This is a genomic window from Nonomuraea sp. NPDC049750, assembly GCF_040659625.1.
Lineage (GTDB): Bacteria > Actinomycetota > Actinomycetes > Streptosporangiales > Streptosporangiaceae > Nonomuraea.
The window spans coordinates 60627-73445 of the sequence record NZ_JBFANB010000003.1 but is presented as its reverse complement, the minus strand read 5'-3'; the positions used below and the strand labels follow the sequence as shown (position 1 = coordinate 73445).

Here is a 12819-nt window from a genome sequence, read left to right as displayed (position 1 = left end):
GGACGCGACCTTGTTGTCAGCTTTGGCGCGGCTTCTTTGATGCTGAGCGATCGCCTGTGGAAGCTGGGTGGGCTCGCTCCGGTCAGGGGGCCGCTTGCGTTTGGAAGGCGCCCGAGCGATTAGCGAGGACCATGCTTTTGTGGGGGTGTGGGGGGCGTTGCCCCCCACTGGACGCAGCCCGAAGCCGGCAGCGCGACAGCGCCCCCCGAAAGCGAAGGCCCATGCTTGTCAGCCGGTCAGCGGTCCGAACTCCTTGCGGGTGTCGATGACGTTCCCGAACAGCTCCCACCGTTCGCCCTTGAACTTCATCAGCTGCATCGACTCGATCGGGAAGCCGTCATCGGCGGCGGTGTTCATCGTCACCCCGGGCAGCAGCATGTTGATCTGCACGTTGCTCAGGCTGCGCATCGCGTCGCGCAGCCCCTCGCGGGTCGGGCACTTCGCGGCCGACATCGTCTTGTTGAAGGAGTCGGCCACCGCCCAGCCGAAGGTGAAGAACGGCACGTTCGGGTCGGTGCCCGGCGCGTACTGCGCCATCTTCGCCTTGTAGAGCTTCATCTCCGCGTCGTCGTTCCACGTCGCGTCCCTGGGGTCCTTGTAGTAGGTGGAGGACACGACGCCCTGGACGTTCTCGAAGCCGACGGGCTTGAGCACAGTGATCGAGGCGGAGACGTTGTTGAGGATGTGCAGCGGGTTCCAGGTGGTGTTCTTGGCGTCGGCGGCCAGCGCCTGCGAGCCGAACTTTGGTGTGGTGATGTTGAGGAACACATCAGCCTTGGATCCGGCGAGGTTGCGCATCTGCGGGTCGACGCTCGGGTCGGTGACCTCGTAGCTCTGCTCGCCGACGACGGTGATCCCGCTGCCCTCGATGGCCCGCTTGAAGCCGCCGAACAGGTCCTTGCCGAAGTCGTCGTTCTGGTAGAGCACCGCGACCTTGGCGTTGGACTTCTCCTTCTTGAGGTATTGGGCGTAGACGCGAGCCTCGGAGATGTAGTTGGGCTGCCAGCCGATGGTCCACGGGTGCTTGGTGTCGGTGCCCCACTTCGAGGCGCCGGTCGCGACGAAGATCTGCGGCACCTTCTGCTGGTTGGTGTAGTCCCAGGTCGCCGTCGTCGAGGGGGTGCCCAGCGTCTGGAACAGCGCGAACACCTGCTCCTGCTCGACGAGCCGGCGGGCCTCCTCGACCGCCTTGGGCGGCTGGTAGCCGTCGTCCCGGACCACGAACTCGACCTTGCGCCCGCCGATGCCGTTCTTCTCGGCGTTGGTGTAGTCGAAGTACGCCTTGATGCCCTTGGGGATGTCACCGTAGGCGGAGGCGGGTCCCGACAGCGGGTAGATGCCGCCGAGTTTGATGCTCTTGTCGGTGATGCCGGTCGTCTGCTGGCCCTGGCACGGCCCCGACGCCGTGGTGCCCGGCTCGGTCCCGCCCCGCCCCCCGCAGGCCGCCACCGCGGCCAGGAGCATCGCCGTACAGCCGATAACGGATACGCGCATGCCTGTTACTCCTTCCGGAGGGTCTTCTTGATCGAGTACGCCGCGCGGCCCGCCAGCCCGGCCAGGCCGGTCGGGGCGACGTACATCACCGCGATGATCAGCAGGCCGAAGACGACGCCGGGCGCGGCGTCGTTCACGCTCTGGGAGATGCTCGGTACGAACATGACGAACAGCCCGCCCAGCAGCGGCCCCCAGTACGAGCCGAGGCCGCCCACGACGAGGCCGGCCAGCAGCGTGATCGAGAGCGTGACGACGAACGAGTCCGGCGAGACGTACCCGATCACCCATGTGTAGAGGCAGCCCGCGATCCCGGCGAGCATCGCGCTCCAGGCGAAGGAGAGCGTCTTGTAGAACGACAGTCGCACGCCCATGACCTCGGCCGCCGACTCGTTGTCGCGGATGGCGTGCAGCGCCCGGCCGACCCGCGAGCGCAGCACGCTGCGGGTCACCAGGAACGCCACGACGGCCACCGCCAGCGTGAGGAAGTACAGCCATTGGTCCTCGGCCAGTCCCGTCCACGCGGGCGGCGCCGGCTTGGCCAGTGTCAGCCCCATGGAGCCGCCGGTTACCGACTCGAACCGCTTGAGCAGCGGTACCAGGAAGATCGCGATGGCCAGGGTCACCAGGGCCAGGTAGAGGCCGCGCAGCCGGACGGCGGGCACGCCGAGCGCCAGTCCCAGCGCGAACGCCACCACGGCGGCGGCGGGCAGCGTGGCCGGGTAGGGCACGTCCCAGCTGTGCAGCAGGATGGCCGCGGTGTAGGCGCCGACGGCGAAGAAGGCGCCGTGCCCGAGCGAGATCTGGCCCGCGTGCCCGACGAGCAGGTTCAGCCCGAGCAGCGCCACCGCGTAGATCAGCACCATGGTGAACTGGAAGACCCGGAACGGCACCAGCTGGAAGGGCGCGTAGCAAGCCAGTACGAGCAGCAGAGCCACGGCGATCCAGCGCCAGTTCGTGGGCACCCGCCACCGCCCCTTCGCGACCGGCGAACCGGTCGCCTCCGCCGACTCGCTCATACCCGCTCCACCACCGCTCGCCCGAACAGCCCTTGAGGCCGCAGCAGCAGGACGCCGAGGATGATGACCAGCGGCACCCCGATCTTGAGATCCGATCCGATGAAGCCGACGTACGCCCCGGCCAGCGTCTCGGCCACGCCGACGATCAGGCCGCCCACGACCGCGCCCAGCGGGCTGTCGAACCCGCCGAGCGTCGCCGCCGCGAAGGCGTAGATGAGCACCCCGCCCATCAGGTTGGGGTCCAGGAAGAGCAGCGGCGCCACCAGCACGCCCGACACCGCGCCGACCGTGGCGGCCAGGCCCCAGCCGAGCGCGAGCGTCCAGCCCACCCGGATGCCGACGAGCCGGGCGGACTGCGGGCCGGCGGCCACCGCGCGCATGCCCAGGCCGATCTTGGTGTGCTGGAAGAGCAGGTACAGCAGGCCCATCACCACGGCGACGACGCCGAGGATGCCCAGCGTCGAGTACCCCACGCTGACGCTCCCTGCCGTGAGCGCGCCCTCAGGGAACGGGTTGGGGAAGTCCTTGATGGTGAAGGACCAGATCCACCCGGCGGCGGCGTTCACGAAGATGAACAGCCCCACGGTGACGATCACCACGGTCAGCTCGGGAGCGCCTTCGACCGGGCGGATGATCACTCGCTCGATGAGCATCCCGCCCGCGAACGACACCACGAGCGTGATGACCAGCGCCAGCCAGAACGGCAGCCCGGCGGCGGTGAACTGCCAGGCCAGGTAGGTGGAGAACATCGCCAGCTCGCCCTGGGCGAAGTTGACGATGCCGGTGAACTGGTAGATCAGCACCAGGGCCAGCGCGAGGCTGGCATAGATGGCACCCGCGCCGAGCCCCTCGACGACCTGCTGCAGGAAGCCGGCCATGGCTAGACCCGGTATCCGAGGTAGGACTGGGCGACCTGCTCGTCCGCCCTGATCTGCTCCGCCGTGCCCGACAGCACGATCCGGCCGGTCTCCAGGACATGCGCCTGCTGGGCGATGTCGAGGGCGAGATGGGCGTTCTGCTCGACGACGACCACGGTGGTCCGCTCCTGTTCGTTGATCGCCCGCACGATGCGGAACAGCTCCCGGGTGACCAGCGGCGCCAGGCCCAGTGACGGCTCGTCCAGCAGGAGCAGCCGGGGCCGCAGCATGAGCGCGCGGCCGATGGCCAGCATCTGCTGCTCGCCGCCGCTGAGGCTGCCCGCCGTCTGCCGCAATCTGGGCTTCAGCGCCGGGAAGTAGGTGTAGATGCGGTCGAGGTCGGCGTCCACGCCGGTTCTGCCCCGGCGTACGTAGGCGCCCAAGCGCAGGTTCTCCTCGACGGTGAGCGGCATGAACGTGCCGCGCCCCTCGGGCACGTGGGCGACACCGCGCCGGGCTATGGCGTCCGGGGAGCGGCCGGTCAGCTCCGTCCCGCCGAGCCGGACGCTGCCGCGCCCCCGGACCATGCCGGACAGCGCCCTCAGCAAGGTTGTCTTGCCGGCGCCGTTCGGCCCGAGTATCGCGCAGATCTCCCCCGCGCCGACCGCCAGGCTCAGCCCGTGCAGCACCTTCGCGTCGCCGTATCCGGCGACCAGGTCCGTCACCACCAGTTCGCTCATACGGCGGTCCCCAGGTACGCCTCGATGACCCCGGGATCGCGCTGGACCTCCGCCGGAGCTCCTTCGGCGATCTTGCGGCCGAAGTCCAGGCAGACGATCCGGTCGCAGATTCCCATGACGAAGCCCATGTGGTGCTCGACCACGACCATGGTCAGGTCGTACTCGTCGCGGATGGCGCGCAGGACGCCGGCGAACTCCTCGACCTCCGCCGAGCTCAGCCCGTTCACCGGCTCGTCGAGCAGCAGCAGTTCGGGGCGGCCGACCAGCGCCCTGGCCAGCTCCACCCGCTTGAGCGTGCCGAACGGGAGCCCGGCGGCCGGATGGTCGGCGACCTCGCTCAGCGCCAGCCGCTCGAGCACCGCGTCGGCCTCGGCGCGCAGCCCGGCCTCCTCGCGGCCCACGCCGGGCAGGCGCAGGCCCGCCGTGAGGAAGCCGGCCCGGCCTCGGTGGTGCGCGCCGACCAGCGTGTTGTCGCGGACCGACATGCGCGGGAACAGGCCGAGGTTCTGGAAGGTCCGGGCGATGCCCAAAGCCGCGATCGCGTGCGGAGGTACGGCGAGCAGGTCCCGCCCCTCGTACGCGACCCGGCCCGCGTCGGCGTCGTGGCGGCGGGTCAGGCAGTTGAACAGCGTGGTCTTGCCCGCGCCGTTCGGCCCGATGAGCCCGACCATCTCGCCGCGCCGCACCGAGAAGCCCACGCCGTCGAGCGCCGTGATGCCACCGAATCGGACCGTGAGCTCGCTTACCTCCAGCACTCCGGCCTCCCGCTGACGGTGAGCGGCGAACAACGTGCTGAAAGCGTAGAAGTCACCCGTCCGGCACCACATTGGGCACGGTCACCCAAGATGCGTGCCGACTGTTGTCCGCCGGGCACAGGGTCTGTCTCGGACCGGTTACGACCTGTTGACCGCCTGGCAAAGTGCATGGATCATCCCGGCATGTCCGGTGGTTTCAGCACGGAAACGCTCACCGGTTCGGCGATGGTCCGCGTCCAACGCACGCGCATCCTCTCCGAGCTCCTCGATCATCTAGCCGACCTCGCCGACACAGCCGTACAGACGATGCGGGCCGAGATCCCCGCCTACGCGGCTCAGGACGAGAACTTCTTCGCCGACGTACGCGACCAAGTGGTCCGTCACTACCGCAGCAAGCTGGCCGTGATGCTCGAAGACCGCACGGCCACAGTCGACGACATCGCCTTCGCACGCCGGGCCGCCATGCGGCGGGCCAGGGCCGGGGTCGCCCTGGCCGACTACATCAACGCCTTCCGCGTCGGCCAGCGGGTCTTCTGGGGGTCGGTGCTGGAGCGGGCCGGCCACTCGGCCGCCGGCCACGAGGCCGCGCTCTCCCTGGCGGCCCCGATCATGCGTTACTGCGACTTCGCCAGTACGCACGCGGCCAACGCGTACATGGAGTTCCAGCGCTACGCGGCGGCGGAGGCCGTACACGAGAGCAGGGACCTGCTGGAGACCCTGCTGGCCGGCGGCGCGCCCACGCGCGGCGGGCAACTGGCCGCAGCCCAGGCGTACGGTCTGGGGTCCGAGACCCGCACGCCCCTGGTCGTGGTGATCGCGGTCCTGCTCGGGCCGCGCGCGCTCGTGACCAGCGGGAACCCGGTCGCCACGGGACCCGACCGCGGTGCGGACGCGCGGCACGCGGCCTGCGCGGCCATCTCCAGGGCCGGGGCGAACGGCACGCGGACGCTGTCGGTCGTACGGCAGTCGGAGATCGTCGCCATCCCCGCGCTCGGCCCCGGCGGCGACCCGGAGGAGCTGTGCGAGCGACTGCAGGCCGTGCGCGAGAGCCTCATGGGCGAGGGGATCGTGCTGGCGATGGGCATCAGCACGGTCGTCGCCGGGACGGCCGGGATCCCGCAGGCGTATGACGAGGCCCGTACCGTGCTGGAGTTCCTGCCGGAGGACGGCGGTGTGGCCGCGCTGCCGCGGCTGTCGCCGTTCCAGTACCTGGCGCTGAGGGCCGACGACACCGCCCGCCACCTGGTGGATCCGCGGATCACCGCGCTCCTGTCCGAGGACCGGGCGCGCGGCGGCGTGCTCACCGCCACGATCCGCGCCTTCGCCGCCGCCGACCTCAACCTGCGCGCCTCGGCCGAGCGGCTGCAGATCCACCCCAATACCGCTCAATACCGCCTGCGCCGCATCCAGGAGCGCACCGGTCGCAGCCTGCGCCGGATCAGCGACCTGCTCGACCTGCTCGTGGCGATCGCCCTGCACGACTCTCTGCCGCCCACCACCAACCTCGGGCGGCAAAGACTGGCCACCGTGACCGATGAGCGACGTGGGAGCGGGGACGTACGGTCGTTCCATGAATCTCGCTGACCGGCTCCACACCGTCGCCGATCGGCTCGGCGGGAGGACGGTTGTCACGCTCGACGACGAGGCGCTCACCTATGGCGCGCTCGACCTGATGAGCGCCCGCGTCGCCGCACTGCTGCGGCTGCGCGGGATCGGCGCGGGCGACCGGGTGGCGATCATGCTGCCGAACGTCCCGGAGTTCGCCGTCGTCTACTACGGGGTGCTGCGGATCGGGGCGGTCGTCGTCCCGCTGGATCCGCTGCTGCGCAGGCGGGAGATCGCCGCGTACGTCGGTGACTGCGGGGCCTGCCTGCTCATCGCCTGGCACGCCTTCGCGGAGACCGCCGAGGCGGGCACCGCCGGCACCCCGACCGACTGCTTCTTCGTCGTGCCGGGCGAGTTCCAGCGGCTGCTGCGCGGCCTGGCGGCCGAGCACGACGTCACCCCGCGCGCGGACGGCGAGACGGCGGTCATCCACTACACCTCCGGCACGACCGGCCGGGCCAAGGGCGTCGAGCTGACCCACGGCAACCTCGGCGGCAACGCCGCGGCCGTCGCCCGCATGCACGCGCTCGGGGTGGACGACGTCGTGCTCGGGGCGCTGCCGCTCTATCACTCCTTCGGGCAGACCTGCTCGCTCAACGCCACCGTCCAGGCCGGGGCGCGCCTCACGCTGCTGCGGCGTTTCGCGGCGGGCCGGGCGCTGGAGGTCATCCGGCGGGACGGCGTCACGGTCTTCCAGGGCGTGCCGACCATGTACATCGCGCTGCTCGACCATCCGGGCGCCTCCGACATGTCGCTGCTGCGCATCCTGGTCTCCGGCGGGGCGGCGCTGCCGCTGGACGTGCTGCGGGCGTACGAGCGGCGGTTCGGCTGCTCGATCGTGGAGGGCTACGGGCTCAGCGAGACCTCGCCCGTCGCCTCGTCCAACCGGGGCCGCAACGGCACCCGGCCGGGGTCGATCGGCCGCCCGATCAAGGACGTCCAGATGAAGGTGGTCGACGAGGACGGCGGCGAGGTGCCGACCGGCCACATCGGCGAGATCGTCGTCCGGGGTCCCAACGTGATGAAGGGTTACTGGAACAATCCGGCCGCCACCGCCGAGGCGATCCGCGACGGCTGGTTCCACACCGGCGACCTCGGCCGGGTCGACGAGGACGGGTTCTTCTTCCTGGTCGACCGCCGCCGCGACGTGATCATCCGGGGCGGCTACACCGTCTACCCGCGCGAGGTGGAGGAGGTCCTGTACGAGCATCCCGCCGTACGGCAGGCGGCGGTCATCGGGGTCCCCCACCCGGAGCTCGGCGAGGAGATCGCGGCCGTGGTGACGCTGCGCGCGCCGGTCGAGGCCGACGAGCTGCGGGCCTTCGTCAGGGAGCGGGTGGCGGCCTACAAGTACCCCCGGCACGTCACGTTCGCCGACGAACTGCCCATGAGCCCCACCGGCAAGATCCTCAAGCGCGCCATCGAGACGTTGACTCGCCACCGGTAATAGAACTACGTTCTGGATACCGGGCGGTCGGTTAGGAAGGTGGCTTCATGCGGGTGCGGGACAAGGTCGTCGTCGTCACGGGGGCGGCGAGCGGGATCGGCCGGGCCATGGCGCTCAGGTTCGCCACGGAGGGGGCGGCCGGAGTGGTGGTCGCCGACCTCGACGAGGCGGGCGCGGGCGCGGTGGCCAAGGAGATCGGCGACCGGGCCGTGGCCATACGGACCGACGTGTCGGTGGAGGCCGAGGTGGCCGCGCTGGCGGAGACGCCCTTCGGCCCGCCCGATCTGTTCTGCTCCAACGCGGGCATCATCGCCGGGCACGGGCTGGACGCCACCGACCAGGAGTGGGACAGCCTGTGGTCGGTCAACCTGCGGGCCCACGTGTACGCCGCGCGGGCGGTCGTGCCCGGCATGGTCGAGCGGGGCGGCGGCTACCTGCTCAACACCTGCTCGGCGGCCGGACTGATCAGCTGCCCCGGCGACGCCCCCTACGCGGTGACCAAGGCGGCGGCCATCTCCTTCGCCGAGTGGGTCTCGATCCACTACGCGACCAAGGGCGTCAAGGTCAGCGTGCTGTGCCCGCAGGGCGTACGGACCGCCATGCTGGAGCGCGGCGTCGCGGAGGACCACCTGACGGCGCGCGCGGTCGGCGCGTCCGGGGCGATCCTCGACCCGGCCGACGTGGCAGGCACAGTGGTCGAAGGGCTGGCGGCGGAGCGCTTCCACATCTTTCCGCACCCTGAGGTGGCCGACTTCGCCCGCCGCAAAGCCGACGATCCCGACCGGTGGCTGGCCGGGATGGCGCGGTTCGTGGAGTCATTGTCATGAAGGGGGACGTGGACATGAAGGCGGCACGACAGGCTTGGCGGCGGCTGGAGCCGGTGCACGGGATGATCTACTTCGTCCCCGAGGGCCGGAAGCGGTACGCCGCGCTGGGGCTGAACGTCCGCTCCGGTTACTTCGCCTCGCGCGGGGCGGCGCTCGGCCGGGCCTCCGCCGAGCTGGTCATCGCGACCTTCTACAACTTCCACCCCGACCTCGTACGGAAGGCGCTGCCCGCCGCCTGGGACCTGGCGACGCCCGAGCAGGTGCTGGCCGCGCGGTACGAGGCGGCCGACGAGGCCCTGCGCCGGGCGGGCATCCACGAGCAGCCCGAGCTGGACACGGTCCTCGCGCTGGCCCGGCGCGCCGCCGAGGCCGCCTGCGAGCATCCGCAGGGCCGCCCGCTGTTCGCCGCGCACGCCGCGCTGGCCTGGCCGGACGACCCGCTGCTCCAGCTGTGGCACGCGCAGACGCTGCTGCGCGAGTTCCGTGGTGACGGGCACATCAGCACGCTGGTCACCGAGGGCGTCGGGCCGCTGGACGCGCTCGTGCTGCACGCCGCCAGCGGGGAGGTCCCGGTGGACTTCCTCAAGCTGAGCCGGGCCTGGCCGGAGCCGGAGTGGGCGGCCGCCGGGGAGAGCCTGCGCGAACGCGGGCTCCTCGACGGCCACACGCTCAGCGCCGAGGGCAAGACACTGCGCCAGCACATCGAGGCCCGCACCGACGCGCTGGCCCTGCCCGCCTACTCGGCACTGGGCGAGGAGGGCTGCGAACGCCTCGCCGAGCTGGCCCGCCCCTTCGGCCGGGCCATCGTCGACGCGGGCCTCCTCACCCCGGGCTGACGCCAGCGCCCCTCCGAAGGCGCCCTTCCCCAAGCGGCCTCTTCGAGCCGGGCGGGCCGGGCGCCCAGCAGGCTGGGCGCCCGGCGCTCACCCCTTGGCGGTGGGCAGGCCGGTGGCCGGGTCGATCGTGGTGGTGAAGACGTCGCCGTTGCCCGGCGCCTGGCCGCCGGTCGGTGTGCCGTAGGTCAGGCCGGAGACGGCCACCTGGCCCGACGGGGTGGCGGCGGCGTACAGGTTGACCTCGGAGAACGGGTCGACCCCGTCGTCACGGGCGGTGCCGAGCTGGGCGGCGGCCTGCTGCTTCCCCTTGCCGTCGAGCCGGACCGTCAGGATGTCGGCCGCGCCCGCCACCACGCCCACCCGGCCTCGGGTGTACCCGGCCAGGGCGACCGCACCACCGGTCAGCGGCACCACGGCGGCGCCCTCGTCGGCGGCCGGGGTGGCGACGGTGGCCTGCCAGCGCGGCTTGCCCGCGCCCGTGTACGCCGCCGCGACCAGATCACCGCCGATGCCCCCGGTGGCGACCGCGAGGCCCGCCGTGGTGACGGTCACCGCGTTCAGCCGGTCGTCACCGGTGCCGCCCACCGTGGTGGCCCACTTCCGGGCCCCGGTGACGTCGTAGGCGGCGAGCCAGCCGTCGAGCCCGCCGAGCGCGGTCGTCCCCGGCAGTGCCGAGGTCGCGCTGCCGGTCACGTAGAGGTTCGTCCCGTCCGAGGCCACTCCATACGCCTTGTCCTCCCCCACCCCGCCGTACTGGCGGACCCAGGAGACCGCGCCGTCGGCGGACAGGCGGGCGACCAGCGCGTCCTTGTCCCCGCTGTTGGCCCCGTCGAGGGCGCCCTTGGTGTAGCCGGCCACGTAGGCGCCGCCGTCAGGGGCGGCGGCCAGGCCGTAGAGGCGGTCGGCCACGCCCGGCGCGCCGAACTGGGTGAGCCAGCGGACCGCGCCCTTCGCGTCGAGCCGGACCACGAACGCGTCGTCCGTGGTGTTGCCCGCGTGGTGGCCGTCCAGGTCGCCCTTGGTGTAGCCGGCCGCGAGGACGCCGCCGTCGGGCAGCGCCGCGACGCCGTACAACCGCTCGTCGGCGGCGGTGCCGAGCTGCCTGGTCCAGCCGTTCGCTCCGCCGCGGACCAGCACCGCGTCGAGGCGGCCCGCGTACGGCTGACCGCCGACGGGTCCGCTCGCCGCGAACCCGGTGGTCAGCGAGCCGTCGGCGTGGGCCGCGACACCACCGGCCCAGTCCTGGGCGGCCGTGCCGTACAGCGGGGCGGGCAGCCCGGCCGGCGGCGTGACGCTCAGCCCCGGGCCGAGCTCGGCCATCGCCTGCTCGAACGCGGGTGCCCAGACGCTCCAGTCGTGGCCGCCGTCGAGCACGCGCAGCTGCGCCGAGATCGCGGGCGAGCGCCGGGCCGCGTTGTAGAGCGCGGCGGACTCGAAGTCGAGGTCGTGCTGGGCGTCGGCGGGATCGGGGTTGGCGTACTCGTCGTCGCCGACGGCCACGAACAGCCGTACGGGCAGGTCCTGGTCGAGCTTGGGGAGCAGGGCGGGGTAGTTCGACTCCTCATACACCTTGTCAGCGAACTTCTCGCCGCCTTGACCGTAGGCGCCGTAGTCGCGCGTGGAGGAGTCACCCGGCGGCAGCGGCGTGTAGACGGCCGGGCTGAGCACGATGGCGCTGCCGAACAGGTCCTGGTGGGCCAGCGCGAAGCGCAGCGCGCCCGAGCCGCCCATGGAGTAGCCGCCGACCATGCGGGCCTGGCGGATCGGCGCCGTGCGGTACGTCGCGTCCACATGGGCGACCAGGTCGCGGGTCAGCGCGGTCTCGACCGGCCGTCCTGGCAGGTCGGAGCCGGTGTAGCGGGAGTCCACGTACCAGCTGCCGCGCTCGCTCCACGGCGCGTCGGGCATGACGGCGATGAGCGGCGGTATCCGCCGGGTCCGGATCATCGCGTCGAGCGTGTCCTTGACCCGGGTCCACGCCTGCATCGTGTCGCCGCGGCCGTGCAGCAGGTACAGCACCGGGTAGCGATCGGTGCCTTTGGCGTAGCCGTACGGCAGGTAGAGGTTGTAGGCGATGTTCTCCCCCAGCGCAGCCGAGGGCGCGGCGGCCGTGGTGATCGTCCCGGTGCGGCCGGCTCGTACGCGTGCCTCTCCCGGTACGGCCAGCAGGACGACGAGGGCGAGGGCTATGAGCGCACCGACACCGCTCCATCGAGATAAGGGCATCGGTCGCTCCCTGTAAACGTTTACCGAACAATCTGTCCGGTGGTGCAGGAGAGTTTCCTGGTGCCCTTTGATCCATGTCAAGTATTCAAATGATCACATGTCGTGATTCTTGCGATTTGCCAGTGAAATGACCTCTAGGCTGAGCCGAGATAAGCCCTCCTTTAGCGCGACGACCTGGGGACCCCTGATGACCGAGGACGCGAACGACGACGTCATGGAGCAGCTCAGCCGCATAGACACCTCGGTGGCTCATCCGGCGCGCGTCTTCGACTACTGGCTGGGCGGCAAGGACCACTACGCCGCCGACCGCGAGACGGGCGAGCAGATCCTCCAGGTCATGCCGGAGCTGGCCATCATCGCCCGCGCCGAGCGGGAGTTCCTGGCCCGCGTGGTGCGGCACCTGGTCGTGGAGGAAGGGGTGCGTCAGTTCCTCGACATCGGCACCGGCATCCCGTCGGCCGACAACACCCACGAGGTGGCCCAGGCCGCCGCGCCCGAGGCGCGCATCGTGTACGTCGACAACGACCCGATCGTCCTGGCCCACGCCCGCGCGCTGCTGCGCGGCACCGACGAGGGCCTGACCACGTACATCGACGCCGACCTGCGCGACCCGGAGACGATCCTGGAACACGCGGCCAAGGCGCTGGACTTCACCCAGCCGGTCGGGCTGATGCTGCTGGGCGTGGTGGAGTTCGTGCCGGACGACGAGCAGGCGTACACGGTCGTCGCCGAGCTGATGCGGGCGCTCCCTTCGGGCAGCTATCTGACCATCGCCTCCAGCGTGAGCAGCCCGGCCATGGACCGCGCCGCGGCCATCTGGAACGACAGCGGCGCCACACCCATCACGATCCGGACGACCGAGCAGCTCATGGAGTTCTACAAGGGGATGGAACTGGTCGAGCCGGGCATGGTGTCGCTGCCGAAGTGGCGCCCCGAGCCCACCACCCAATATCGCGGCCAGGAAGTGTCGCAATATGGCGCTGTCGGCCGCAAATCCTGACCATCTACCAGGGCAT

11 protein-coding genes are annotated in these 12819 nt (G+C 71.2%); 5 read left to right on the top strand and 6 right to left on the bottom strand.

The genetic code is table 11. The features are described from left to right. Positions 1 to 228: 228 nt before the first annotated feature. From AB0J16_RS09065 to AB0J16_RS09045, 5 genes are read right to left on the bottom strand one after another with little or no spacing between them, the layout of a single operon-like run. Positions 229 to 1494 (bottom strand): ABC transporter substrate-binding protein, encoded by a 1266-nt coding sequence (locus tag AB0J16_RS09065; protein ID WP_358536287.1) that lies wholly within the window; start codon positions 1492 to 1494, stop codon positions 229 to 231. 5 nt (positions 1495 to 1499) lie between these two features. Further along, the gene (locus AB0J16_RS09060) at positions 1500 to 2510 is read right to left on the bottom strand and encodes a branched-chain amino acid ABC transporter permease (protein ID WP_358536284.1); all 1011 of its coding nucleotides are present in this window, start codon (positions 2508 to 2510) and stop codon (positions 1500 to 1502) included. Next, positions 2507 to 3388, bottom strand: coding sequence for a branched-chain amino acid ABC transporter permease (locus AB0J16_RS09055; RefSeq protein WP_358536282.1), 882 nt, complete (start codon positions 3386 to 3388; stop codon positions 2507 to 2509). The genes AB0J16_RS09060 and AB0J16_RS09055 overlap by 4 nt, the downstream gene beginning before the upstream one ends. Before the next feature lie 2 nt (positions 3389 to 3390). Next, complete coding sequence (locus AB0J16_RS09050; RefSeq protein ID WP_358536280.1) at positions 3391 to 4107, bottom strand: ABC transporter ATP-binding protein; 717 nt, start codon at positions 4105 to 4107, stop codon at positions 3391 to 3393. Beyond that, a complete protein-coding gene (locus AB0J16_RS09045; RefSeq protein ID WP_358536278.1) occupies positions 4104 to 4862 on the bottom strand; it encodes an ABC transporter ATP-binding protein in 759 nt (252 codons plus the stop codon). Before AB0J16_RS09045 ends, AB0J16_RS09050 begins: the two co-directional genes overlap by 4 nt. A 183-nt stretch (positions 4863 to 5045) precedes the next feature. Here AB0J16_RS09045 and AB0J16_RS09040 point away from each other — a divergent pair, with 183 nt between their 5' ends. The 4 genes from AB0J16_RS09040 to AB0J16_RS09025 are packed head-to-tail and all read left to right on the top strand — an operon-like array spanning position 5046 to position 9577. Next, positions 5046 to 6446, top strand: coding sequence for a helix-turn-helix domain-containing protein (locus tag AB0J16_RS09040; protein WP_358536276.1), 1401 nt, complete (start codon positions 5046 to 5048; stop codon positions 6444 to 6446). Next, a complete protein-coding gene (locus AB0J16_RS09035; protein ID WP_358536274.1) occupies positions 6433 to 7914 on the top strand; it encodes a long-chain fatty acid--CoA ligase in 1482 nt (493 codons plus the stop codon). The genes AB0J16_RS09040 and AB0J16_RS09035 overlap by 14 nt, the downstream gene beginning before the upstream one ends. A gap of 47 nt (positions 7915 to 7961) precedes the next feature. Beyond that, the gene (locus AB0J16_RS09030; RefSeq protein WP_358536272.1) at positions 7962 to 8741 is read left to right on the top strand and encodes an SDR family oxidoreductase; all 780 of its coding nucleotides are present in this window, start codon (positions 7962 to 7964) and stop codon (positions 8739 to 8741) included. Then, positions 8738 to 9577 (top strand): hypothetical protein, encoded by an 840-nt coding sequence (locus tag AB0J16_RS09025; RefSeq protein ID WP_358536270.1) that lies wholly within the window; start codon positions 8738 to 8740, stop codon positions 9575 to 9577. Before AB0J16_RS09030 ends, AB0J16_RS09025 begins: the two co-directional genes overlap by 4 nt. Before the next feature lie 87 nt (positions 9578 to 9664). Here the strand turns inward: AB0J16_RS09025 and AB0J16_RS09020 are convergent, their stop codons facing one another. Then, positions 9665 to 11803, bottom strand: coding sequence for an alpha/beta hydrolase-fold protein (locus AB0J16_RS09020; RefSeq protein ID WP_358536268.1), 2139 nt, complete (start codon positions 11801 to 11803; stop codon positions 9665 to 9667). Positions 11804 to 11990: 187 nt separating this feature from the next. On the opposite strand from AB0J16_RS09020, the gene AB0J16_RS09015 reads away from it, so the two are divergent. Next, positions 11991 to 12803, top strand: a complete 813-nt coding sequence (locus AB0J16_RS09015) for an SAM-dependent methyltransferase (protein WP_357941886.1) — start codon at positions 11991 to 11993, stop codon at positions 12801 to 12803. Positions 12804 to 12819 lie beyond the last annotated feature (16 nt).